The organism is Bradyrhizobium sp. (genome assembly GCF_030693485.1).
Taxonomy (GTDB): domain Bacteria; phylum Pseudomonadota; class Alphaproteobacteria; order Rhizobiales; family Xanthobacteraceae; genus Bradyrhizobium.
On sequence record NZ_JAUYAN010000297.1, the window covers coordinates 1 to 22,888 of the forward strand.

28 protein-coding genes and 1 pseudogene are annotated in these 22,888 nt (G+C 63.2%); 16 read left to right on the forward strand and 13 right to left on the reverse strand.

Annotated features, from left to right (window positions below; genetic code table 11):
• Window positions 1–328: 328 nt before the first annotated feature.
• From Q8N40_RS21295 to Q8N40_RS21305, 3 genes are all read right to left on the reverse strand, one after another.
• Window positions 329–901, reverse strand: coding sequence for a glutathione peroxidase (locus tag Q8N40_RS21295; protein ID WP_305713201.1), 573 nt, complete (start codon window positions 899–901; stop codon window positions 329–331).
• Window positions 902–974: 73 nt separating this feature from the next.
• Window positions 975–2,612 (reverse strand): hypothetical protein, encoded by a 1,638-nt coding sequence (locus Q8N40_RS21300; RefSeq protein WP_305713202.1) that lies wholly within the window; start codon window positions 2,610–2,612, stop codon window positions 975–977.
• Between the two features lie 71 nt (window positions 2,613–2,683).
• Window positions 2,684–4,471, reverse strand: coding sequence for a L,D-transpeptidase family protein (locus tag Q8N40_RS21305; protein ID WP_305713203.1), 1,788 nt, complete (start codon window positions 4,469–4,471; stop codon window positions 2,684–2,686).
• A gap of 247 nt (window positions 4,472–4,718) precedes the next feature.
• Between Q8N40_RS21305 and Q8N40_RS21310 the strand changes: the two genes are divergently transcribed.
• The 5 genes from Q8N40_RS21310 to Q8N40_RS21330 all read left to right on the forward strand — a co-directional run bounded on the left by Q8N40_RS21310 (window position 4,719) and on the right by Q8N40_RS21330 (window position 6,900).
• Window positions 4,719–5,270: a CreA family protein gene (locus tag Q8N40_RS21310; protein ID WP_305320585.1), complete on the forward strand. Its 552-nt coding sequence runs from the start codon at window positions 4,719–4,721 to the stop codon at window positions 5,268–5,270.
• A gap of 84 nt (window positions 5,271–5,354) precedes the next feature.
• Window positions 5,355–5,642, forward strand: coding sequence for a hypothetical protein (locus Q8N40_RS21315; protein WP_305713204.1), 288 nt, complete (start codon window positions 5,355–5,357; stop codon window positions 5,640–5,642).
• A gap of 196 nt (window positions 5,643–5,838) precedes the next feature.
• On the forward strand, window positions 5,839–6,000 hold the full coding sequence (locus Q8N40_RS21320) for a hypothetical protein (protein WP_305320583.1): 162 nt from the start codon (window positions 5,839–5,841) through the stop codon (window positions 5,998–6,000).
• Between the two features lie 254 nt (window positions 6,001–6,254).
• Complete coding sequence (locus tag Q8N40_RS21325; protein WP_305713205.1) at window positions 6,255–6,428, forward strand: hypothetical protein; 174 nt, start codon at window positions 6,255–6,257, stop codon at window positions 6,426–6,428.
• A gap of 43 nt (window positions 6,429–6,471) precedes the next feature.
• Window positions 6,472–6,900 (forward strand): hypothetical protein, encoded by a 429-nt coding sequence (locus tag Q8N40_RS21330; protein WP_305320581.1) that lies wholly within the window; start codon window positions 6,472–6,474, stop codon window positions 6,898–6,900.
• A gap of 70 nt (window positions 6,901–6,970) precedes the next feature.
• Here the strand turns inward: Q8N40_RS21330 and Q8N40_RS21335 are convergent, their stop codons facing one another.
• Together Q8N40_RS21335 and Q8N40_RS21340 are read right to left on the reverse strand one after the other, a co-directional pair.
• Window positions 6,971–7,231 (reverse strand): DUF6719 family protein, encoded by a 261-nt coding sequence (locus Q8N40_RS21335; RefSeq protein ID WP_371135776.1) that lies wholly within the window; start codon window positions 7,229–7,231, stop codon window positions 6,971–6,973.
• Window positions 7,232–7,249: 18 nt separating this feature from the next.
• Window positions 7,250–7,402 carry a hypothetical protein gene (locus Q8N40_RS21340; protein WP_305320580.1) on the reverse strand — a complete coding sequence of 51 codons (153 nt, stop codon included), beginning with the start codon at window positions 7,400–7,402 and terminating at the stop codon, window positions 7,250–7,252.
• Window positions 7,403–7,544: 142 nt separating this feature from the next.
• On the opposite strand from Q8N40_RS21340, the gene Q8N40_RS21345 reads away from it, so the two are divergent.
• Complete coding sequence (locus Q8N40_RS21345; RefSeq protein ID WP_305713206.1) at window positions 7,545–8,831, forward strand: ArgE/DapE family deacylase; 1,287 nt, start codon at window positions 7,545–7,547, stop codon at window positions 8,829–8,831.
• A gap of 132 nt (window positions 8,832–8,963) precedes the next feature.
• On the opposite strand, the gene Q8N40_RS21350 is transcribed toward Q8N40_RS21345, so the two are convergent.
• Window positions 8,964–9,953 (reverse strand): helix-turn-helix domain-containing protein, encoded by a 990-nt coding sequence (locus tag Q8N40_RS21350; RefSeq protein WP_305320578.1) that lies wholly within the window; start codon window positions 9,951–9,953, stop codon window positions 8,964–8,966.
• 297 nt (window positions 9,954–10,250) lie between these two features.
• On the opposite strand from Q8N40_RS21350, the gene Q8N40_RS21355 reads away from it, so the two are divergent.
• Window positions 10,251–10,547, forward strand: coding sequence for a hypothetical protein (locus tag Q8N40_RS21355; RefSeq protein ID WP_305713207.1), 297 nt, complete (start codon window positions 10,251–10,253; stop codon window positions 10,545–10,547).
• 413 nt (window positions 10,548–10,960) lie between these two features.
• Window positions 10,961–11,386, forward strand: a pseudogene (locus Q8N40_RS21360) (methyl-accepting chemotaxis protein); the annotation flags it as partial.
• A gap of 1,001 nt (window positions 11,387–12,387) precedes the next feature.
• On the opposite strand, the gene Q8N40_RS21365 reads toward Q8N40_RS21360, so the two are convergent.
• Window positions 12,388–13,170 carry a cobalamin-binding protein gene (locus Q8N40_RS21365; protein WP_305713208.1) on the reverse strand — a complete coding sequence of 261 codons (783 nt, stop codon included), beginning with the start codon at window positions 13,168–13,170 and terminating at the stop codon, window positions 12,388–12,390.
• Between the two features lie 151 nt (window positions 13,171–13,321).
• Between Q8N40_RS21365 and Q8N40_RS21370 the strand changes: the two genes are divergently transcribed.
• Together Q8N40_RS21370 and Q8N40_RS21375 are read left to right on the forward strand one after the other, a co-directional pair.
• Window positions 13,322–13,720, forward strand: coding sequence for a PaaI family thioesterase (locus tag Q8N40_RS21370; RefSeq protein WP_305322807.1), 399 nt, complete (start codon window positions 13,322–13,324; stop codon window positions 13,718–13,720).
• A gap of 178 nt (window positions 13,721–13,898) precedes the next feature.
• Complete coding sequence (locus Q8N40_RS21375; RefSeq protein WP_305322808.1) at window positions 13,899–14,522, forward strand: GNAT family N-acetyltransferase; 624 nt, start codon at window positions 13,899–13,901, stop codon at window positions 14,520–14,522.
• Window positions 14,523–14,594: 72 nt separating this feature from the next.
• Here the strand turns inward: Q8N40_RS21375 and Q8N40_RS21380 are convergent, their stop codons facing one another.
• Complete coding sequence (locus Q8N40_RS21380; protein ID WP_305322809.1) at window positions 14,595–14,900, reverse strand: hypothetical protein; 306 nt, start codon at window positions 14,898–14,900, stop codon at window positions 14,595–14,597.
• Between the two features lie 114 nt (window positions 14,901–15,014).
• On the reverse strand, window positions 15,015–15,701 hold the full coding sequence (locus Q8N40_RS21385; protein WP_305713209.1) for a DUF2161 domain-containing phosphodiesterase: 687 nt from the start codon (window positions 15,699–15,701) through the stop codon (window positions 15,015–15,017).
• A 140-nt stretch (window positions 15,702–15,841) separates the two neighbouring features.
• On the opposite strand from Q8N40_RS21385, the gene Q8N40_RS21390 reads away from it, so the two are divergent.
• Window positions 15,842–16,606 carry a GrlR family regulatory protein gene (locus Q8N40_RS21390; protein ID WP_305713210.1) on the forward strand — a complete coding sequence of 255 codons (765 nt, stop codon included), beginning with the start codon at window positions 15,842–15,844 and terminating at the stop codon, window positions 16,604–16,606.
• Window positions 16,607–16,609: 3 nt separating this feature from the next.
• Here Q8N40_RS21390 and fabG read toward each other — a convergent pair whose 3' ends face one another.
• Window positions 16,610–17,290: a 3-oxoacyl-ACP reductase FabG gene (gene fabG / locus Q8N40_RS21395; protein ID WP_305713211.1), complete on the reverse strand. Its 681-nt coding sequence runs from the start codon at window positions 17,288–17,290 to the stop codon at window positions 16,610–16,612.
• 207 nt (window positions 17,291–17,497) lie between these two features.
• Here fabG and Q8N40_RS21400 point away from each other — a divergent pair, with 207 nt between their 5' ends.
• A complete protein-coding gene (locus Q8N40_RS21400) occupies window positions 17,498–17,701 on the forward strand; it encodes a hypothetical protein (RefSeq protein WP_304745165.1) in 204 nt (67 codons plus the stop codon).
• A gap of 52 nt (window positions 17,702–17,753) precedes the next feature.
• Here the strand turns inward: Q8N40_RS21400 and Q8N40_RS21405 are convergent, their stop codons facing one another.
• The gene (locus Q8N40_RS21405; RefSeq protein WP_305322813.1) at window positions 17,754–18,500 is read right to left on the reverse strand and encodes a tyrosine-protein phosphatase; all 747 of its coding nucleotides are present in this window, start codon (window positions 18,498–18,500) and stop codon (window positions 17,754–17,756) included.
• Window positions 18,501–18,602: 102 nt separating this feature from the next.
• On the opposite strand from Q8N40_RS21405, the gene Q8N40_RS21410 reads away from it, so the two are divergent.
• Window positions 18,603–18,917: an MliC family protein gene (locus Q8N40_RS21410; RefSeq protein WP_305322814.1), complete on the forward strand. Its 315-nt coding sequence runs from the start codon at window positions 18,603–18,605 to the stop codon at window positions 18,915–18,917.
• Between the two features lie 94 nt (window positions 18,918–19,011).
• Here Q8N40_RS21410 and Q8N40_RS21415 read toward each other — a convergent pair whose 3' ends face one another.
• A complete protein-coding gene (locus Q8N40_RS21415) occupies window positions 19,012–19,212 on the reverse strand; it encodes a DUF2735 domain-containing protein (RefSeq protein ID WP_305713212.1) in 201 nt (66 codons plus the stop codon).
• A gap of 552 nt (window positions 19,213–19,764) precedes the next feature.
• On the opposite strand from Q8N40_RS21415, the gene Q8N40_RS21420 reads away from it, so the two are divergent.
• The 3 genes from Q8N40_RS21420 to Q8N40_RS21430 all read left to right on the forward strand — a co-directional run bounded on the left by Q8N40_RS21420 (window position 19,765) and on the right by Q8N40_RS21430 (window position 22,365).
• The gene (locus Q8N40_RS21420) at window positions 19,765–20,802 is read left to right on the forward strand and encodes a glutamine synthetase beta-grasp domain-containing protein (RefSeq protein WP_305713213.1); all 1,038 of its coding nucleotides are present in this window, start codon (window positions 19,765–19,767) and stop codon (window positions 20,800–20,802) included.
• Window positions 20,803–20,969: 167 nt separating this feature from the next.
• On the forward strand, window positions 20,970–21,674 hold the full coding sequence (locus Q8N40_RS21425) for a GrlR family regulatory protein (RefSeq protein WP_371135778.1): 705 nt from the start codon (window positions 20,970–20,972) through the stop codon (window positions 21,672–21,674).
• A 4-nt stretch (window positions 21,675–21,678) separates the two neighbouring features.
• Entirely contained in the window at window positions 21,679–22,365 is a 687-nt protein-coding gene (locus tag Q8N40_RS21430) for a substrate-binding domain-containing protein (protein WP_305322818.1), read from the forward strand.
• Here Q8N40_RS21430 and Q8N40_RS21435 read toward each other — a convergent pair whose 3' ends face one another.
• Entirely contained in the window at window positions 22,366–22,809 is a 444-nt protein-coding gene (locus Q8N40_RS21435; RefSeq protein ID WP_305713215.1) for a DMT family transporter, read from the reverse strand.
• Between the last annotated feature and the right edge of the window lie 79 nt (window positions 22,810–22,888).

A 22,888-nucleotide genomic window follows, 5' to 3' on the forward strand; every position in this document is an offset into this window, starting at 1 on the left:
GGGCGCAGGGGCCGGCGCGGGAGCAGGGGCCGGCGCAGCCGCAGCCGCCGGCGCAGCGGCCGTAGCTTGTGGCGCCGCACCCTTGGCGGCGGGAGCCTGCGACCATGCCGCGCCCGTTGCACACAGCGAAACCGCGCCCGCAAAGATCAAACCTGCCGCAATACGCATCTGAATTTCCCTCAAAATGATCCGGTGTCCCGGGGCTACCGCGATCGCCCGAAACATTTCCTGCCTTGATCATATTAGCTTAGTTGGGCCGGCGCCGCCACGGCAACGGGGTTTTATCCAAACCGCCGATTTGTCGGTCAGGCCGGTTAATTCGCCGGCTTCAGGAGTCGGCCAGCGCCCGCGCGATCGCGGTTTTGACCCGGGTATCCGTGGGTGCGACCGACTCGGGAAAGACGTCGGCGATATAGCCGTCGCGGCCAACGAGATATTTGTGGAAGTTCCAGCGCGGAACATCCCTGGGGCGGGCGTCGGCGGCCCATTTGTAGAAGGGATGGGCATTCGGGCCCTTCACGGTGGCCTTTGCCGCGATCGGAAAGGTCGCGCCATGCTGCTGCGCGGTGTTCGCGGTCTCGGTCGCGCCGCCGGGCTCCTGTCCGCCGAAATCGTTCGAGGGCACGCCCAGTATCATCAGGCCGCGGCCGTGAAACTCCGTCCACAGCTCCTGCAGGCCGGCATATTGCGGGGTGTAGCCGCACAACGAGGCGGTATTGACCACCAGCAGCGGGCGGCCGGCATGATCGGCGAGCCGGATATCGCCGCCCGCCAGCGCCGGAAACGAAAAGGCATAGGCCGTGATCCGGCTGACCGGGGCTTGCGCCGGAGCGCTTCGTGTCGCGTCCGGGGCTGCGATCGCGGCGAGCGCTGCGGTGAGGATGGTCCTGCGGTCGATCATGGTCACGCCTCTCATGCGAACTGGCCTCGGGCGACGATAGCGCAACCGGCGCACCGCCGCTTTCAACAACCCGTTATGGCCGGACCGGACACCAGGGCAGCGGCAGCAGTGGCAAATAATGCCGGTTCCATTCGCAGATCGATTGCGGGCCGCTGCGCTTGGTGGCGTATTTGACCGCCTCGGCCTGGCCGACGGCGATATGCAGCACGAACAGGGTCGCGCCGATCGGGTAGGCCCATTTGTGCAGGCGCAGATCGTTCAGCGACTCCAGCAGAACAGCGCAGGCGAGGATCACCAGGGGATCGGTGAAGATGAAATATTCGGATTTCAATCCGCGGCGCACGGTCAGGGTGTCGATTCCGATGGCGGCCAGCAGCAGCAGCAGGGCCTGAACCGCGGCCAGTCTTTCGCCGCGCGACCAGGCAAGGATGATGAGCGGGACGATCAGCCACGTCAGAAACATCGCCGGCCGCGGCGACGGATGCAGCACGAAGGTATAGCGCGCCAGCACCGATCCGATCCCGTTGAGCAGCGACAGCATTCCCCATGGGCCTGACGCGATCTCGGCGTCGGCGGTGCCGGCATCGGCAAACGACAGCATCTTCTCCAGTGGATTGGCGACGGCAATGACGTTGCTGGCGCTGTATTCGAAGTTGAGCGCCAGCAGCGCGATCGATGCGCCGGCGGCCATGGCGAACATCGACGCCATCGTCTCGGCGACGCTGACGCGCCAGATCGCGGCATAGGCGACCATGCAGCCGCCGGTCAGGATCAGCAGCGCGGCCTGGTAGATGCCGAAGCGGCCGAGCAGCAAGGGACGGAACTGGGCGGCGTCGAGCAAGGCGCGGTCAAAGCCGGTGGCGATGATCGGCCATGCCGCCGTGACCGCGGCAAGCGCGGCGGCGGCCGCGACCAGCGCTGCGAGCCAGCGCACGGATGAATCGCGCCAGAACGCCACGCTGGCGCCGGTGGCGCTGCCGAACGGAAGCGTCACGATGGGCAGCGCGCCGATCAGCAGGATCGCCTGCACCTTGTTCTCAAGGCCGATTACGCACAAGGCAGCCGCCGCCGCCATCGTCAGCGGCCGCGCCCCGCTGGCGCGGCGTCCGGCCACGATCAGGATCAGCAGCGCGAAGATGACGGGGCAGGCCGCCACCAGTTCGCTGCGCAAAATTCGCGAATGCACGGCGACGCCGCCGGAGAATGCGAAGGCAAAGGTGGCCAGCATCGCGATCCGCCGGTCGCGCACCACGCAGCGGATCAGGCCGGCGAAAATCAGCACGCAGCCGGTCGCGGTCAACAGCGCCAGCACGCGACCGGCGCGAACCGCGCTGGTCATGGCGGCGTCGAAGCCGGCCGTATCCGCGGCCGGCGGCATGGCGGACAGTGTCCAGGCGTCGAGCAGGCCGATCCCGTGCAGCAGCCGAAACCAGTATTGCACCGAAAGAATGCTGATGTAGGCGGTGTGGTCGAAGAACCGCTGCGGCTTGCCGTCGTTGAGGACAAGCGCGTTGTAGACCACCATGAAATCCATGTCGGCGTTGCGCCAGTAAATCAGCGCGTAGCCGAACAGAAAAAACGAGACTGCAAGACCGGCGACAATGGCTGCCAATCCCCATCGCCAGCCGAGGAAACTGAGCCGGTCAAAGGCGTCAATAGCCGCGACGGTCGGCGGCGCGGTGGTGCGGGCCGGGGTGGGAAGCTCGTTCATGCCGGCGGTCTTAGCTCAGCCGCCACCGCAAAGCGATGGCGGCGCAACAGTCGGGATTGCCTTAGATCCGCTCAGCGCAGCGGAACGATGAAATCGGTGCCTTCGCCGGTTTCGCCGCCCTGGTTGATGCCGTGGTCGGACACCACGATCGAGCCGCCGGTGCTGAGCGCCTCGGCGATGCGGGCCATGGCATCCGGTGGAATCGTGATGCGGTCCAGCGCCTCGGCCGGGCTGTTCGGCGCCGGCAAGGGCTGCTTCATTTCGGCCGGCACGACGCCTGCGATCTTGCGCCGCCGCAACGAGCGCTCGTCGTCGTCGTCGTTCTTCTGCGCGTTGCGCGCCGCGACCGGCAGCGAGACCACCGACCAGCGCAGCGCGTTGGCGTCGTCCTTGTCGACCTCCGCCGTGAACACATGGGTGCCGAGCAGGCGCTCGCTCGGCGCGATCGTCACGGGCACATCGAACAGCGGCTTGAAATTTTCCCGCACGTAGAGCTTGCCGTCCTTGCGGCTGACCAACACCGCGATCCGGCCGGCAGGCTTCGGCGGCTCGGGCTTTGCCACCACCGCCTTCTCGGCGTTCGGCAGGCGGGTCTGGTCCTTGTCCACCTCGGGAGCGGCTGGACGGGCATCGGTCGTCGCGGTGACGCTGTCGCCGGATGTATCGCTGGCCGCGTCTGCAGTCTTTTCCGCAGTGTTGGGCTCCTCGACTTTCGGCGTCTGCTCGGCTTTCGCCTCGAGCGTTGCTTCGTCCGGCTTCGCGCCTTCGGCTGCTTGTGCTTCGGCCGTTACCGAAGTGCTGCTTGCTTCCGCCGAAACCGCGGGCTGATCCGGTTTCATTTCGGCTTTGTCGGCGGCTTCGGTGTCGGAAGGCTTGATTTCGGCGACCACCGATTCCGTCGCCTTGCTTTCCGTCGGCGCGACCTCGGACGAAGCCGCGGCTTCGGGTTTTGTCTCATCGGCGCCGCGCCGCGGCGCGCTGTCGGAAATATTGGCAGCGGATGACGAGGCATCGGACATCGTGACCGGCGCGCTGGTTGCGCCGCTGGCGTCCGCGGTGCGGGTGTGGTGGCGCCTGGAACTGGAGTCGGGCTGGACGCCCTCGTGCCCGGCGCTCGACCGGAGTTCGTGGCGTGCTTCCGCAGTCGCAGACCTGGACGCCGAACCGGCGTCGGTGGCCTTGTCGCCCTTCATGGCCGGCGGCGCATCCGGGTTGGGCTCGATGGTGACCGTCGGCTGTGGCTGCGGCGCGACCTTCTGTTCGGCGAGCAGGGGATGCGCGAACCTGGCCGGGGTTATCTCGCCTGGCGTGATGACGACCCGTGCGCCCATCTTGGTCCAGTTCCAGATCCGCGCGGCGAACGCCATCGGCATGCGGATGCAGCCATGCGACGCCGGGTAGCCCGGCAGTGCGCCGGCATGCATTGCGATGCCCGACCAGGTGATCCGCTGCATGAACGGCATCGGCGCGCCGCTATAGATGTTGGAATGGTGCAGCTTGTGTTTCTGAATGATGCTGAAGACGCCGGTCGGGGTCGGATGGCCCTTCATGCCCGTGGAGATCGGCGTTTCCGCGAAAAATCCGTTGGCGTCGTAGACTTTGAGGGTTTGCCGCTCGATCGAGATCGCGATGATTACCGGGCCCTGCGGTTTGACCGAATCCTTCGGTGCCTGAATGACCTTCTTGGCCTGATGCGGGCGAGGCCGCTGCTGCGCTGGCGCGGGCCGGCTTTGGAAATAGCCGGGCTCGTAATCCGGCATGTAGTACCGGGAGGCTTCGGCAGGGGAAGCCAGGCCGAAAGCGCCTGCCGTCGTCAGAACCGCAACTTGCCAAAACCGTTCGGTCGCAATGCCTGCCATAGAAATCCGATGCCCGTCCACGCGCAACATCCTCGAATCCAGCCCTCGGAAGTCTAATTGTCGCAGAGCCGCAACACGTTCACCAGCACAGGCCTTGTGCAGCCTGCGGATTTCGCCCCGAGCGTAGCAAAAAAGCCTCACATTCGGTTAAAGGGCCGCGGTCGGTTGGGTACCACCGAGAGTACCGTCATGCCTTCCGGCGGAGCCTCGGCGCACCTACATGGATAGAAACCGCACGGAGATTTCGATGACATTCCAGGCCTTCAGCCAGCACGACGCCAGATGGAGGATTGGGGCCTTGTTGGCGTTGGCCATCGCGTCGCTAGGGCTCGCCGTACCGGCCTACGCCGCCGACGAGCCGGACCTGATCTTCCGCCGCTCGACCGTGTTCAAATGGCTCAGCCCCAACGACAAGCTGGCGACCTATGGCGTCGACGACCCCGAGGTCGAGGGGGTGTCCTGCCATTTCACGGTACCGGAGAAGGGCGGCTACAAGGGCTGGCTCGGACTGGCCGAGGAAGTCTCTGACATTTCATTGGCATGCCGCCAGATTGGTCCAATCCGCTTCAAGGCCAAGTCGGAACAGGGCGAAGACATGTTCCGGCAGCGCCGATCGTTGTTCTTCAAGAAGATGCAGATCGTCCGCGGCTGCGACGCCAAACGGAATGTGCTGGTCTATATGGTCTATTCGGACCGGATCATCGAAGGGTCGCCGAAGAATTCGACTTCTTCCGTTCCGATCATGCCGTGGGGCGCCGGCGACGCCGCGGTTCAGAAATGCGGCGAGTTCATCCAATGAGCCGGAGCTGAATCGGGATTCTACGGCTTGGCCGGAGGGCCAGGCTTCGCCGGCCTGGGTCGCACCCATGGTTCGGAGCCGGCCATGGGGTCACGGCAGCCCACCAGCTGGACGAATTTTTGCGGCGTCGAGGTGTTGCCGCTGTCGCAGCCTTGCTGTGACATGGCGCCACAATTTGCCGACCGCTTTATCCTGACGGTATTGGGCGCTTCGAACCGTCGTTTGGCAGCGCCGTCCGTTCCAGCCAGTCTTTCGGTCACCGGCTGGCCGGGGTTGCTGGCCGCGGTGTTGTCAACATCGACGTTGCCCACGACTGCTATCCTTTGCCTGATTTTACGTCACAACGCGCAGCCACTTCGAAAGGTTGCATGACGTTGATGTGAGTCGGTGGCCGCGTGACTTCGGTTCAGGTTCGTCGCGCCGCGCAAGAAGCGATCAGGAAACTTCAGAGAGCTTTTTCCACCAGAGAAAGATTAAAAAATCGCCCGGGGGTTTCGAACCCGGGCTTCTTGAACCCGATCGGTTTTGCCGGCGTCTGAGCGTGACAGATGCCTGGTGGAGAAGTCCGATGCGAGCCTTCAGCTATATCATCGTCCTTGTGCTCGCCCTGACCGGACCCTCGCTGGCCGGCTCGGCCGATCGCGACGTGCCGGGGGTCGGCACCTTCGTGTATTGCGGATCGCCCGTCATGACCCCGGCGCCGGAGCTTTTGGCTGACCTCAGCCAGTGAACGACTGACCCGCTGAATGACGGCAGCAGGGCGCCATCTGGGGTCCCGGAGCGACCGGTTCAGCCAAACCCATTCGACTGAATTTATTGAATTTTTCGGACAATTGTTTCGTCGCATGCCCAGTGACGAAACAATTCTACCGGGCGACGAAACCATTTCCCGCTTTTGGCGCAGACATCCGGAAACAACGGATGGTTATCAGTCTGCCAACGAAGCGGCGAGCAGCGCCGGCAGGCCAAACCGGAGACAAGTCAATGCGGACCCTGAGCTTCATCCTCGCTGTCGCCTTCGTGCTCGCGGGCCCCTCCATGGCCGGATCGTCCGAAAACAGGATGCCAGGCATCGGCACTTTCGCCTATAACGGCGCGCCGATCGCTGCGGCTTCCCAGGCTGCCGGTCTTCAGACCATCGTCGTTGCAGCCCGCTGAGGCGGTGCAAAGCCCACAAAGAAAGTTGCCGGTAAAGGCCATCATGCTTTTTCGTTTCAGTTCAGCTGCGATCGTCGCCTCCGCCCTCCTGATGGGGGCGGCACAGGCCCAGGTCGCGCAGCTTCAGACACCCCAGCTTCAAGCACCCCAGGCTCCGCAGCTTCAACTTCAGCGGGTTCGTTCGTTGTTGAAGATGCCCGATCCGCGCGGCGAGTTCGTGCGCCTGTGCGCCCCCCACATGGTGGGACGCTGGGCGCATCCGGAGTCGGTATGCAGCTGCCTGCACGACTACGCCGCCGCGACCGTCGAAGACACCGACCTGCGCGAAGCGCTGCTGCGCGGCATCAGCGAGACCGGGGTGCCGACCATCGAGACCGACTGGGTGCCGCCGTCGAAACAATCCCAGATCAGTGCAACCTTCACCAGGATTGCGAAGCCGACCCTGCAGTGCATGTTCGAGCCGGCGGGCTGACAATCTCGAGCTTTTGAAATTGAAACAGCCGGTTCACGAGGCCGGTTTTTCGCGCGACGGCTAGCCGCGTCTATCGCGTCTTCGTCCCGAGCCGCGGAATGCATTTTTTTACCGCGACGATTCCGGTTGACGTCATCCGGGAACCGGAGACTTCCTTGATCTGCCCGGCGGGGCAGGAGCCGTCATCGACCAGGATGCGCTGGCCTAAGCGCAGATTGACGATGTCCTGCTCGCGCGCGACTTGCTGCGCCATCGCCGATGGCGCCAGCGCGCACAGCGCCAAACACGCGCCCAGTCCGATCCAGCAACGCCTGATGTGCTGACGTTTCATGGCCGCACCCATCCCGTCTCACTTGCTCTGGATTTTCAGTCCGCCCGGGCCGACATTGATCTGCACGCCGTCCGGTTTCTTTTTGGCCTCGTAAAGGCTGTAGCCGAGCACGCCTACCGCGACGATCAGCGCGCCGATGATGAGGAACATGAGATTGCGGTTGCCGGACATCTGGAATCTCCATGGGAGCGCATTTCCGCGCACTCTATTGACGCGCTTGCGATTCTGAAAGCGATCAAAAACGTCTGCACATCAGGGCAAAGTATGGTTTGATCGGCAGAGTTCCATCGAACCGCTGCTGCAGGGAGTAACCATGCAATCGAATACAAGCGACACCAGGCAAAAAATCCTCGACGCCGTCGATGCCGGTTTCGACGCGCAACTCGCGACCACGAGGGATTTCGTCGCCATACCCTCGACTCGCGGCGCGGAAGGGCCGTGCCAGGACATGATCGGCGATCTGCTGCGCCAGCGCGGCTACGAGGTCGACGACTGGCATATCGACGTCGAGGACCTCAAGGACCTGCGCGGCTTCGGCCCGATCGAGCATGATTTTTCCAGGGCGCGCACCGTGGTCGGAACCTGGCGTCCCCACAGCAACGGCGGAAAGTCGCTGATCCTGCAGGGGCACTGCGACGTGGTGCCGGCCGGCCCGCTCGACATGTGGGAGACGCCGCCGTTTTCGCCGGTGATCAAGGACGGCAAGATGTATGGCCGCGGCGCCTGCGACATGAAATCCGGCACCATCGGCGCGCTCTATGCGCTCGACGCCATCAAGGCGGCGGGCCTGAAGCCGACCGCGCGGATTCACTTTCAATCGGTGATCGAGGAAGAGAGCACCGGCGTCGGCGCGCTTTCCACCCTGCAGCGCGGCTATCGCGCCGATGCCTGTTTCATTCCCGAGCCGACCGGCGGCAAGATGGTGCGCTCGCAGGTCGGCGTGATCTGGTTTCGCCTGCGGGTGCGCGGCTTTCCCGTGCACGTGTTCGAGGCCGGCTCCGGCTCCAACGCGATCACCGCGGCCTATCATCTGATTCACGCGCTGGAAAAACTCGAGATCGCGTGGAACGAGCGCGCCAAAGCCGATCATCATTTCAAGGCGTTGACGCATCCGATCAACTTCAATCCCGGGATCATCAAGGGCGGCGACTGGGCTTCCAGCGTGCCGGCCTGGTGCGACGTCGATTGCCGGATCGCGATCCTGCCGGGCTGGTCGGTCGCCGACTGCCAGAACGAGATTCTGGCCTGCGTTTCGGCCGCGGCGCGCGATCACCGCTTCCTCTCCAACAACCCGCCGAGCGTGGAATGGTCCGGCTTTCTGTCGGAAGGCTATGAGTTGAAGGAATCCGCGGCAGCCGAAGCCGCCTTCGGCAAGGCGTTCAACGCGGTCTATGGCGGCGCGGTGCAGGATCTCGTGTTCACCGCGCTGACCGACACCCGGTTCTACGGGCTGAACTACAATATCCCGAGCCTGTGTTTCGGCGCGAGTGGTGCCGCGATGCACGGTTTCAACGAATATGTCGATCTCGAATCGCTGCGGAAATCGACCAAGGCCACCGCGCTGTTCATTGCGGAATGGTGCGGCGTGGAAGCGATATAGAGGCGACCGAGCGGCTTCTTTGGCTCGCCGAAGATTGTCGGGCCAGAGCGCGTCTAGTCCACTCCGAAGGAACCGGATTGACATGCGACTCCCCGGACTGAACGGGCCAGGAGGCGTGAAATCCTGATCCCCCTAACGTCGCCGCTTCCTCGCCCTTTGCAGCGCTGCCGATGGCAACTCACCGAACAAGCTGCGGTAGTCGCGCGCGAAATGTCCGGGATTCTGAAAGCCGCATCTGAGCGCGATCTGGACCACAGAAGCGCTTTCATTCGATTGCTCCAGCATTTCGCGCGCGCGGCTGAGCCGAACCCGCTTTGCAAAATCCGCCGGTGAATAACCGCGGTCCTTTCTGAACTGTCGGAACAGGCTTCGTGCGCTGACCTTGGCGACCGCCACCATTGCTTCAATGTCGACAGGTTTGTCCCAGTTGGCCTCGATGAATTCCTCGACCGCCTTTACCGCCATGGAGGAAGCCGGAAGCGGCTCGCGCAGCAGCAGATGCGTGAAATTGTGTCGGTGGCACATCAAGAACTTCATGATGATCATGCGTTCGACCTCGGCTGCGGCCAGGTCGGAGAAGAAGGCGCCGCGTTCATTGTAGTCGAGGGCAAACTGGAAGACGCGTCGGCGCAGTGCTTCCATCGCCGGTTGACGCACGTCAGTTTCGTCGAACACCAGATTTCGGCCGATATCCCGACCGACCAGGACACCGAGATAGCGCAGCAGGGCGTCGAACTCGATTCGCAGCCCGAGGTGACGCCAGCCGGAACGGAAATCCAGCTTGAAGGGCTCCTGCGCGCGCATGACGGGAGTCGAGGAGCCCGGCGCTATCGCTCCGGACTGCTGACCTCTCGCATAACGAGCCGATCCTTCGAGGTTGAAAATCTGCCGGACGAAAGTAGCTTCGCCGAATCCGACCGACACATCGCCGGATATACCGCAATAGGAAAGTCCGAGGCTGCCGATCTGCAAATGATTGGTGTCAATCGCAAAGGTGCGATTTTGCTTTCCGACATCGAAGCTGTTGGCTCCGTAAACGGCAAACAGCCGGTCCCGCACGAACGACGGATCGCTGGAGCGTACGACGGGAAAGTTGCTCAGAGGGGCCGAACGGCGGGACATGATTTTCCAGGTCCGGTTGATTCGCTGTTCGGATGACTAATGCGTTGGGAACTTTGAAACTCAAACAATCGATGGTTGACGCGATGGAGCAAGTCGCCGCTCGCGATGCGCAAATCATGCCAGCATCATCCAAATTCCGCCATGCAGATATCCGCGTTCAATCATCATTCTTGTCCAGGCTTGGCGGAATCCGGACATGCCTGTCGGCACGTGGTCTTAACCATCGCTAACTTCATTAACCTAGTTTGCCATCGAGCGCTCGCAATGGCGCACCGTTTGAAATCGACAGGCAGCCCGATGGCACAAGTAATCAATTTCCAGCAATTAGGACTCCCGAGTACAGCGTCGGGAGCGCGTTCGCCGAAAAAAATCGGCGCCCGCGGAAATGAGGCGGTGTCCGGTGAGGCCTACCAGCGATTGCCCGGAAAGGAAGACCTCTTTCGCGCGGTTCTGTTGCTCGACGTTGCGGCCCAGCAGGCGGACGTGCTCGTGAAGCACATAACCGACCCGTCACGACGGAAGAATTTCGAAGCGCAGATCGCGGCAATCCAACAGTTGCTGCAACTCGCGCGCGATCTGACCCTGAAACTCTAAGGTCGCTGCAACACCTCCGCGCGATTTCGTCGAAACATTGAAAGCCGAGACACCTCAACCTGGAGATTTCTGATCTCGATCGACCGAGCAAATACGGAAACCCGCGACGGGTTCCCGGCGAGCGCCCGTCCAATCCAGGCGCGCAATCGCCGCTTCGTCATCGATGCGTCTTGATCGTCATTCTCTGATCTTTCATTCCCAAATAAGAAAATAGCACCGTGAGCAATCCATCGTCGACCGCCAGCACCTCGTCCGGGTTGTTCGGCTTCTTCACCAACTGCCGTATCAACACCAAGATAATGATCGGCTTTGCCGTCGTGCTGGCGCTGCTGGCCGTGCTACCGGTAATGTCATATCAAGGTTTTGTCAGGGTCTCGGAAGGCTTCGGCGCCTTCAATCAGCGCGTCAAGGTGGCCGGTGAGGCCGGTCGTGGCTTCGCGGTGGTCGCTTCCGAAGTGAAGGCGCTCGCCGAGCAGACCGCGAAGGCGACGGGTGAGATTGGCCAGCAGATCACCGGTATCCAGGCGGCAACACAGGAATCCGTCGGTGCGATCAAGGAGATCAGCGGCACGATCGAACGGCTTTCCGAGATCTCCTCGACGATCGCGGCGGCAGTGGAAGAGCAGGGCGCGGCGACCCAGGAAATCTCCCGCAACGTGCAGCAGGCAGCCCAGGGCACCATGCAGGTGTCTTCCAATATCACCGACGTCCAGCGCGGCGCCACCGAAACCGGTTCGGCTTCCTCGCAGGTCCTGTCGGCGGCGCAAATGCTGTCCGGCGACAGCAACCGGCTCAAGACGGAAGTGGGCAAATTCCTGGCAACCGTGCGGGCCGCATAGCGCCCGCGTCTGGTGGAGGCGATTTCCGATGTTCACTCTTCGACATTCCGGACGCCCGCTGGAAATGACACCGAAGGCTGAGCGCATATGTAATCATGCGCTCGGCTCTTCACCACTTAGCCACGATGAGGAGTATTGGCGTACTCCCGAAAGTCGCGGTTTACCGTTGCGACCAGTGCAAGTGGATCGAAACGGAAGAGGAATAGGCGCATTACCGGTGCCGCGCCGCACCTGCGACAAATTAACCCGTCGGGTAAAATTTCGCTTTTCCCGAAACCCAAATCACCCGTATGACTCACGCCATCCTGTCCCCGGGCGAGGGGCGTTGGCCATCGTTACCGAACGCTGGGATGGGATGCGGTGGACGCGGCGGCATCGTGCGCGGGATGGGATCGCAGGGCGGGATAAACTCCGTGAGCGGCCTGGAACATGTGAACGAGCGGTGTCGATGCGTACGGCAAAAGCGTGTGGACCCGATGCCTCACTGGTAGGCGTCAAGTCTTGCGGAGGCGCTGCAGGTCCGACCGGGCCGGGGCGCCGGTTTCCGCGGGGCGACGGAGGCGACAAAGGCCAAAATTCTCCGGGGTGAGCGCGTGATAAGCCGTCAAGCCATTGCGCAGGGAATGTCGGATGTTCTCCGCTGCCCTGTATGCTCGTGTGCAGCCTTTTTCGTACGACTTCGCACACGAGACCGCAGGTGCAGCGCGCATCCGGCATTCCCTGCTCCCTCGTTGGAGGGAGAACGACAGGCAAACCTCGGGCAAATCGTGCCGCGAGAGCGCGGACGTGTATCTGGTGGTTGGAATGAATCGGAAAATAGATTCGTCGTCCCGGACAAGCGAGCATGGCGAGCGCTGATCCGGGACCCATCACGCCGCGGCGGCCGCAATTTAGCACGCTGTTGGACGGCCTTCGCTTGACAACTGCGGCCGGTGATTCTGGGTCCCGGCTCAAGGCCGGGACGACGAGTGGAGAGGGCTGAAAAGGCATTGGCCTGCTGGCTACACCGGCCACAACGCCTTCACGATCGCATCCAGCCCGTCGGTCAGCGCCGCCGGTCCCGGCTGCAGGATCAGCGGCGATTTTATTTCGACGATGCGATCATGGGCGACCGCCGGAATCTCGCTCCAGCCCGGCCGCTTCCTGATCTTGTCGGGAACCACCTTCTTGCCGCACCACGATGCCAGGATCACATCGGGCGCAGCCGCACGCACCACGTCCGGCAAAATGATCCGGTCCCTGGCGGCCTGCTGAAACCGCAACTTCGGCAGCACGTCTTCGCCGCCGGCGATCGCGATCAGTTCCGAAACCCAGCCGATGCCGCTGATCAAGGGATCGTCCCATTCCTCGAAATAGACTTTTGGCTTTTTCGCGGGCCGGGGAGTGGACGCTATATTGGCGAGACGCTGCTCGTAGCCGGTGGCAAGCTGGCCCGCGCGCTCCGCTGCACCGACCAGCGCGCCCAAAGTGCGGATCATCGCGAGGATGCCCGCGATGTCGCGCTGGTTGAAGACGTGGATGGCGACGCCGGCGCGGACCAGATCGGCGACGATGCCGGCCTGCAAATCCGAGAAGGCCAGCACGAGGTCGGGCTCGAGCGCCAGGATCTTCGGGATGTCCGCCGAGATGAAGGCCGACACCCGCGGCTTCTCGCGCCTGACCCGCGGCGGCCGCACCGCATAGCCGGAGACCCCGACGATGCGGTCCTGTTCGCCGAGCAGATACAGCGTCTCCACGGTCTCTTCGGTGAGGCAGACGATCCGGCGGGGAGGGTACTGGCGCATGGAAAAGCATATGGCGAATTACAGTCGCGTTGTCACGGGCGCCATTACCTCTGAGGTCGTTGCCTGAATTACCTGCCTCATCCATGCTCGCAAGGAATCGCGTGCAAGAAACTGCAAGAAACTGCAAGAAACTGAAAGAACGGGAGTGCCCATGACGCTGCTCGACAAAGTGAATTCGATGAAGATGCCATTCGCGGAATTGAAGGGCGTGGTCTTCACCGAAGCTGAGAAAGACCGCGTGGTGGCGCGGATGCTGGTGCGCCCCGATCTCTGCACGCTGCATCACACGATCCACGGCGGCGCGGTGATGGCGTTCGCGGATTCGGTCGGCGCCGCCGCGACCGTGATCAACCTGCCCGAGGATGCCAAGGGCACCACCACGATCGAGAGCAAGACCAATTTCATCGGCGGCGCCAAAGAGGGAATGACTGTTATCGCGACCGCGACGCCGGTGCACCGGGGCCGCCGCACCCAGGTTTGGCAGACACGACTGGAAACCGCGGACGGCAAGTTGGTCGCCGTGGTGACTCAGACCCAGATGGTTCTATAATACCGGTTGAACTTGAGTTCATTCGTTAACAGAAAATCATGTTGGTGAACGCCTTGGTTGCGACATTCTGCCGATATTTCAGGCAGATAGCGGGCTTGAATTTCATGGTGCGATGCACAATATCTGTCGTCTAGGGATTTGACGCCTCCTCGAAGGGCTATCCAAGAGGAGTAATGAAATGAGCTACGACACCATGACCCGTCCGACCGCCGCCCGTGGCAGCGTCCGGACGCTGCGCCAGCAGGAAGAGCTGCCGCTGCTGCGCGACCATCTGCTTCGGCTCGATCCAGAGAGCCGCCATGACCGCTTCCACGGCTTCATGGATGAGAGCTTCATCGAGCGCTATGCCGCCAAATGCGCCGACGACGGCACCGTCATCATCGCCTACATCGAGGATGGCGTGGTGCGGGGCGCCGCCGAGCTGCATCCGCCAGGTCGATCGCCGGATTCCCAGCCCGAGATCGCCTTCAGCGTGGAGGCAACGGTGCGCCGGCAGGGCGTCGGCAGCATCCTGTTCAAGAAGCTGATCGCGGAGGCGCGAGCCAAGGGCTACCGCTCGCTGCGCATCACCACGGGCGCGCAGAATCAGGCGATGCGGGCGCTGGCGCACAAGTTCGGTGCAAACCTGAAGTTCCGGCACGGCGAATCCACCGGAAGTATCGATCTGGAGCCGCAGGCGCAGCCGATGCCCGCGAGGGCGGCGATCGCGACGCCGGTCGACGCCGCACGCGCCATGGCCAGCGTCAACCGCGTCTACTGGAAGATGCTGATGCGGATGTATGGCTGGGGCCGGACCGCCTGATAGGCCACCGACAGCAAAAACCCTTCGCCGATCTCTGATCTGCGAAGGGTTCTTGATATCAGCAAGCGAAGGTCAGGTGCCGGTGCGCTTGTCGTTGCCGAATTTCCGGACGATACGGCGCTCGACCACGATCGAGCGCTGCGCGCCCTGTTCGCCGGCAATGACGCGGGTGACCGAACGTCCCAACACCGGCCGTGCCGCCTTCTTCACCTCGGCCTGAACGGCCTCGATCGGCAGCCCCATCAGCGACGCCGCGATCTCCGCCTGTGCGTCCAGGTCGTCGGTGATGCCGACAGCGGCGAAAATCGCCTCTTCCAGCGTCGGCGGGTCGCGCCGCACGCGTCTGGTGCCGTACTTGGTATTCCAGTCTTGGCTCATTGGGGCCTCGCATCTCGATGCCGGATACCTAAGTGCCCTTATGTTGCATTGCAATATGCAATTGGTATGGCAAACCAGCCATGCGTTCACAATTTCTCCAGCCTGCTCGCGCGGCTACGGCACTGAATCGGCCGCGCCGGCAAGATCCAGCGGCTGCTGCGGCCAGCGTTTCAGCGCGGCGCGACCGATATCGGTCAGCACATAGATGCCGCGCTCGGCACGGTCGAACCAGCCATAGACGTTGCTCAGCAGGATTTTCGGCGCATCCGGTATCTCCGGCCTGAGGTCGCGCACCCGCCGCGGCCCCGCCGACAGCGCCGAGGCGCAGGCCAGCGCCTGCTGGCGGTAGGCCGTCATGATCGGGGCGCGGGTGCTGCCGCCGAGCGCAGGATCGCCCTTGCGCCGCCGGTGTTCGGCGACCAGCCGCGAGCGCTTCTTCGGATTGCGGCGCGGGCTGCTCTCGGGCGGCTTGACCAGCACCTCGACGTCGCCGCCAGCGGTGACCGCCAGCATGCCGAAGCCGAGCCGGCGGCACAGATTGCGGTAGCGCGCGTCGCTCTCGCGGCCCTTGCCGCGCGCCGACATCCGGGCGGCCAGCCAGACCTCGTCGGCGGCGGCGGCGCGATCGACTGCCTGCAGCACCAGTTCAAGATTGAAGGAAAGTTTCAACTCGCCGATCACCACGATCGGCGGTTCGTCGCCGCTCAGCGCCACCAGGTCGCAGCCGCCGACCTCGCCCTTGACGGTGAAGCCGAGCTTCTCGAGGAAGCGTTTAACGGGCAGATAGAGCGCGGTTTCCAAGGGAACTCCAATGCGGGCGCCGGCGTCGCCTGCGCGACTCAGTGGCGCCAGTTTAGCCTGAATTGCGATTCGGGGATTTGATCAAAGGTCGTCAGAGCGCGTAGCATGGTGCCGGGACAAGACGGTTAGCGTCGGATCGGGTGCCCGCGAATCCAGGGGAGGCGCGGGTCGCGCTGCAATTCGTCGAGGCCGGAGCGGCCATGCTGCAGGGACTCTACAAGGTCGAGATGAAAACGGTGCACGGTTCGCGCCGCGGCGTGCTCTATTGCCGTGACGGCAAGATGCTGGGCGGCAATTCGGCTTTCGCGTTCATCGGCACCTACCAGGAAGCAGAAGGCGAGGTGACGGTCGAAATCTCGGCGATGCGCCACTACGATGATCCCAATTACCAGCCGCTGTTCAAGACCGACACGATCACGCTTTCGCTGAAGGGCAGGCAGCAGGGCGAGCAGTATTTGTTCGAAGGCGGCGCGGCGCAATTGCCCGGCGTGACCTTCAACTCGGTGATGACCCCGATCAGCGAAGCCGCCGCCCCGCCCGCGGTTGCGTCCGGACCCGACGGTATCGCCAACGGCCTTTATTCGATCCACATCCGGATGCTCGACGGCATCGATGGCGGCAATACCGGCGTCATGGTGCTGCATGACGGCCGGATCCGCGGCGGCGACGCCTTCTTCGACTATATCGGCGCCTACACAAGCGCCAACGGCAGGTGGAAAGGCGAATTGATCAACCATGAGCATACGCCGAGCCAAGGCGAACGGCCGGTGTTCGGCGGCTATGAGGTCGGCATCGGCTTTTCCGGCACCTATACCGATGACGGCGCCGTCGGGGAGGCCACGGCGCTGGCCGGCAAGCGCAGCATCCGCTTCAGCGCGGTGTTGAAAAAGCTGGCAGAGGCGTGAGGGTCAGACCCGTCCACTCACCGGAAGCAGCGCGCCGGTCACCGCGCTGGCGGTGTCGCTGACCAGAAACAGGATCACTTCGGCCAGTTCCTGCGGCGTCACCCATTTGGCGAAATCCGCCTTCGGCATGCTGGCGCGATTGGCTGTTGTGTCGATGATCGACGGCAGCACTGCGTTGACGGTGATCTTGCCCTTCCATTCGGCGGCGAGCGCCTCGGTGAGGCGATGGACGCCGGCCTTGGAGGCGGCATAGGCGCCCATGCCGGCGCCGGCCTGCAGCGCGCCGATCGCGCCGATATTGACGATCCGGGCCGAGGCAGAGACGGCCAGATGCGGGATCGCGGCGCGCGACGCATTCAGCGCGGTCAACACGTTGAGCGCATACATGTGCTGCCAGGTTGCCGGATCGCCCTCGGCGACCGCCTCGAAAGCAAAGCCGCCGGCGATGTTGACCAGCGCATCGAGCCTGCCGAAATGCGCGGCGACAGCGTCGATCGCCTTGGTGGCTTCGGCCGCATCGGAAAGATCGACGTCGCCGAGTGCGATCCGGTTCGCCGTCGCCGGGATCTGCGACGCCGCGTAGTCGAGACCCGCCACCCGCGCGCCCCGCGCCAGCGCGGCTTCCACCACCACCCGTCCAAGCGCGCCCGAGGCGCCGGTCACGACAACGACTTTTCCGTCCATGATGGCTCTCCCGGGGGCGATACTATCCGCAATGCGAATTTCATTTGCAACGCTTCGAGAACATTGCGGATGCGCTCGATGACGAGCGCAAGGTACCGTATTGTTACGGTAGCCGATCGATAAAATTTGTAGGAGTTCTGTAAGCGGACCGCAGAAATTTCCAGCTAGCCTTCGCATGACCCAATCAATGGGCAGGGGCGTACTGCTATGGGAAATCTACCCGACCACGGTTTACCGCTTGTTCAGCTTAAGGAGCAGCGCCGGGATCTGATTGTCGCGCTGCAAAATCGTAACGGTCCGATCAATAGCTGGGAGCTGATGCAAATCGCTGCGGTCCAGCAGGCCATCTCGGCCTTCGAGGACGTCATCGCCGATCTCGACGCGGAAGCGGAAATGGAAGCTGCGGCCTAGTCGAAAGGCTCGCGAAGTTGTCGCCGCGCAGGCTGCGGCGGCATATCTCGAATCAGGATTCCAGATAGCGCGCCTTGAGTTCAGCGCGTTCTGCCGCTCCGACGCGCAATCCCTCGCTGAAATAGTTTTCGAGCGTGCCGTAATCGGCGCTGATCGCCTCGAAGGCGGCGGCGAGGAAGGAAGCTTCCACCGACGCCAGCACCTGTTTCACCTCCTCAGGGAGATCGCTGCTGGCGGTGGGGTCGCGCCGGTAGAAGCGGTTGGTGAGCAGGTAATCCTCCGATATCAGATTGTCAGGCACGTCAAGCGCATGCAGGATCAGCGCGCAGGCGAACCCGGTGCGATCCTTGCCGGCGGTGCAGTGGATCACCAGCGGCGCGTGGTCGCCGACCAGGTGGGTGAACAGCGCCCGAAAGGCGGGCGTATTTTGACGCACGTAGTTGCGGTAGGAATCCCGCATCACCTCCAGCGCATCGGTCGTTGACAAGGGCACGCCGGTAGCGAGCCGCGCGCGCAGCGCGGCGACCACGGTCGGCTCGACCGGCAGCGAATGGACCTCGATCTCCTCAACGCCGCACATCGCGGCAACGCGCTCCTCGGCGCCGCGGAAATCGAAGGCGCGCCTGACGCCGAGGTCGCGCAGCACCTCGATATCGGCGTCCGTGAGGTGGCCGAGATGGTTGGAGCGGAAGATCTTCCGCCAGCGGACGGCGCGGCCGTCGCGGGCGGGATAGCCGCCGAGGTCGCGGAAATTGCTCGCTCCGGAGAGATTGAGGTGACGGGCAGGGGAATCTGACATTGGATCAGCTTAGGCCATCCCGTGCGGTGGAGAAAAGACGGAACAGGCATATCGCCTGACGGGACGGGTCCGGTCTATACTTGCTTTTCCGGAGGGGCGAGGATGAATCGACGCAAGATCATTGTTATCGGTGCGGTACTGGGGGTTGCCGCGGCCGGCGCTTCGCCCGCGCTGGCGCAGACGCAGACGACCTTTCAGAACTATCGCTGCGCCGATGGTTCCCAGTTCATTGTCGGGTTTTTCCAGTACGACAAGCGCGCACATCTGCAGATCGACGGCAAAGCGGTGACGCTCGGCAAGCGCGTGGCCCTGTCGGGCTCCCGTTACTCGGGCGGCGGCGTTACCTTGACCATCGGCAAGGCCGGTACCAGGCTCAAGCACGCCAAACGGCCGGTGACCGCGTGCGGGATCATTTGAAAAAGGGCCGAAACGTTTTCGTTTCGACCCTTTTTCCGTTCATTTGATCGCACCAGCCAACGCCGGTACCTCAGCGTCGCGTCCGCACCCGGCATCAGCGCTCACGCACCGGCTTGGTGTCCTGGATCGCAGCGTCATGGTACCAGGCGCCGCCGACGGCAATCTCGCTGGCGCGCGACACGGCAAGGTCGGTGATGGCCTTGGCCTCGTCGTAGCGGCGGCCCCCGAGTGCCGAGCGGCCCCCGGCAGGGAATTGGTAGATCCTGGCGGACCCGTGGTCCAAACTCGTATTCATCTTCGTCTCTCCTGATGCGCGGCGCGCAGGGGATAATGGTGCGCCCGACTCGTTCTCGGATGGTTACTGATCCCGATATCGTTGCTGCCGTCGGCAAGTGCAACATGATCAAAACAAAGCCACTGTCTGTATAGATCTTGGGCATTTCCTTTTTTGCTCACAAACCAGCAGCGGCCGGGTGGCCAATGCCCGAGCCGACGGCAAGTGGCCGACATGGCGAGGGTTCGGCACCGAATGGTGACGACGGATGGCGCGGATTTAATCCGGACGAGCAGTGGCTTGCCGGTTGCTGTCTTATCAGGCGGATTTCACATCTAAGTCGGGTACTCCGGGTCTTGGTCGACGAGCCAGACCGCGCGACTTTGCCGCACCCAAAATCCCGTTATTTTCGCCGGCGAGGCAGAGATTTCTCCCTTCCAGCCGTGCCCCGGGTTTCGACGACTGGCACTTTAATTGCTCGGAAGGAGTGGCCGATGGCGGCCGGGTACGCGTGTGGTGGCCAACAGGGTCTCGGTTTCCGCACCTTTCGCATCATCAAAATGAGAGAACTCAATGACAAAGTACAAGCTCGAGTATATCTGGCTCGACGGATATACGCCGACGCCGAATCTGCGCGGCAAAACCCGGATCAAGGAATTCGATTCGTTCCCGACCCTGGAGCAGCTCCCGCTGTGGGGTTTTGACGGCTCGTCGACCATGCAGGCGGAAGGCAGGAGCTCGGATTGCGTGCTCAAGCCAGTCGCGCTTTATCCGGACGGCGCCCGCACCAACGGTGTTCTGGTGATGTGTGAAGTCATGATGCCGGATGGCGTCACCCCGCACGCGACCAACAAGCGCGCCACGATTCTCGACGACGCCGGCGCCTGGTTTGGTTTCGAGCAGGAGTATTTCTTCTACAAGGACGGTCGTCCGCTCGGCTTCCCGACCGCCGGCTACCCCGCACCGCAAGGTCCGTATTACACCGGCGTCGGCTATTCCAACGTCGGTTCGGTCGCCCGCGAAATCGTCGAGAAGCACCTCGATCTCTGCCTCGCCGCTGGTATCAACCACGAAGGCATCAACGCCGAAGTCGCCAAGGGCCAGTGGGAATTCCAGATCTTCGGCAAGGGCTCCCGGAAGGCCGCCGACGAAATGTGGATGGCCCGCTATTTGTTGCAGCGGCTGACCGAAGCCTACGGTATTGACGTCGAGTATCACTGCAAACCGCTCGGTGACACCGACTGGAACGGCTCGGGCATGCACGCCAACTTCTCGACGAAGTATCTTCGCGAGACTGGCGGCAAGGCGTACTTCGAGGCGCTGATGGCAGCGTTCGAGAAGAATCTCATGGACCATATTGCCGTCTATGGGCCCGACAATGACAAGCGCCTGACCGGCAAGCACGAAACCGCGCCCTGGAACAAGTTCAGCTACGGCGTGGCCGACCGCGGCGCTTCGATCCGCGTGCCGCACTCGTTCATCAAGAACGATTACAAGGGGTATCTGGAAGACCGTCGCCCGAACTCGCAAGGCGACCCCTACGAAATCGCTTCGCAGATCCTGAAGACGGTCGCCGAAGTTTCGATCGCCGCCAAGTCGGTGGCGGCCTGAAAGCTCGACCGACGGCCCGGAGCGGGGCGTCCGGGCCATCGATCTGATCCGCCACGGCCATGCCTCGGCGGATCATTTCGTTTTGGCCCGCTCCAAATCCGTTTCCACGCCGGCGCGATCCACGCTAGATAGCGCTATTGCATCGCATGGCCGGGGGACGCGGGTTTTTGCTGCAAGGTTTCTGCAAGGTCAGGTTTCAGGTCGATGACACGGTCGGCCGCAGCGTGATGTATGCCAATGGCGGCAGCATGCCCGGCGGCAACTCGACGTTCGCGCACTACGGCACTTATAGCGAGGTCGACGGCGTCGTCACCTCGGAGATTACCAGCCACCGCCACAACGATGATCCCAACTACCAGTCGCTGCTGGGCTCCGACATTGCCACGATCGACGTCCGCGGCAGCGCGATCGGCAATATTTATCATTTCAAGGGCGGTTCGCCGCAGATGCCGGGCGCGGTGTTCCGTTCGGTCATGACCCCGATCGCGGACGAGATCGTGGCGCCCAGGGATGCGGTCGGCGAGGGCGGCATCGTCAACGGGCTTTATTCCGTTCACATCAGGATGCTTGACGGCGTCGATGGCGGCCTCACCGGCGTGATGCTGCTGCATGACGGCCGTATCCTCGGCGGCGATGCGTTCTTCTACTATCTCGGCGTCTATAGCTCGGCGAATGGCAGGTGGCGGGGTGAAATCCTCAATCAGGAGCACACGCCGGCCAAGAGCGAGCATCCGATTTCCGGCGGTCACGAGGTCGGCATCGGCTTTGCCGGCACCTGCGACAACAGCGGCGCGCTGCTGGAGGCGACCGCACTGGCGGGCAAGCGCAGTCTTCGCTTTACCGCGGTGCTCAAGCTGATGCAGCCGGCATAGGCCGATGGCAAAAATGGTCCGGGTACTCTCGACGCTGGCCCTCAAGGGCGCGGTGGGCAATCTTGCCGCACGGTTTGAAACGGAAGGCGGGGCGCGCATCGATGCCGATTTCGCCCCGACACTGGCGCTGCTGGAACGCCTGCGCGGAGGCGAGGGCGCTGACGTCGTGATCCTGACCAAGCAGGCGCTCGACGATCTCGCCGCGCAGGGAACGGTAATCGCGGCGAGCTGCGCCGATCTGGCGCGGTCCTTTGTCGGCATCGCGGTCAAGGCCGGCGCCGAGCATCCCGATATTGCGACGGAAGCCGCACTTCGCGCGACGTTGCTCGGGGCGCGCTCGGTGGCCTATTCGCGCCTCGGCGCCAGCGGCATTTTCTTCACGCAACTGATCGCGCGCATGGGCATCGCTGCCGACATCAACGCCCGCGCCAAAATCATTCCGCAAGGCTTTACCGCTGAATTGCTGGTGTCTGATGCGGCCGATCTCGCGGTGCAGCAGATCAGTGAATTGAAGCTGGTGGGCGGCGTCGAGGTGGTCGGGCCGATTCCGCGCGAGATGCAAAGACCGGCGATATTTTCCGCCGGTCGCCTCGCGGCGTCGAACAACGTGGCGCCATCCGACCGGCTCTTGAAGTTCCTGGCATCGCCCGAGGCGGTTCCGGCGCTGAGGGAATCCGGGCTGGAGCCATGATCAGTCCTTGATCAGGACGACGCCGGCGATCAGCAGCGCTGCGCCCGCGAGGCGCGAAATGCTGACCGGATGCGACGCCAGTCCGAACGCGCCGAAATGGTCCAGCGTGATGGCGATGGCCATCTGGCCCGCAACCACCAGCGCGATCAGCGTTGCCGCGCCGAGTGAGGGCAGCAGCAGGATCATCAGCAGGATGAACACGCCGCCGAGCACGCCGCCCGACCATGCCCACCACGGCGTATCGGCCACGGCCTTCCACGATGGCAGCCGTTCGCCGAGCGCGAACAGCACGACGATCATCGTCAACAGGCCGGCGACATAGCTGACGAAGCCTGCCCAGGCGGGTGAGCCGAGCGCGATCCGCAAGGCGCCGTTCAGCACCTGTTGCACGGCCACGCTGACGCCGGCGGCGAGCGCGAGCACATACAGGAAAATGGCTTGCACGTGGTCCTCCAATCGATTCGACGGCTTCTGCGAATGCCGGATGTACCGGTTTCTCCGGCAATGCTATGTCGAAAGCCTG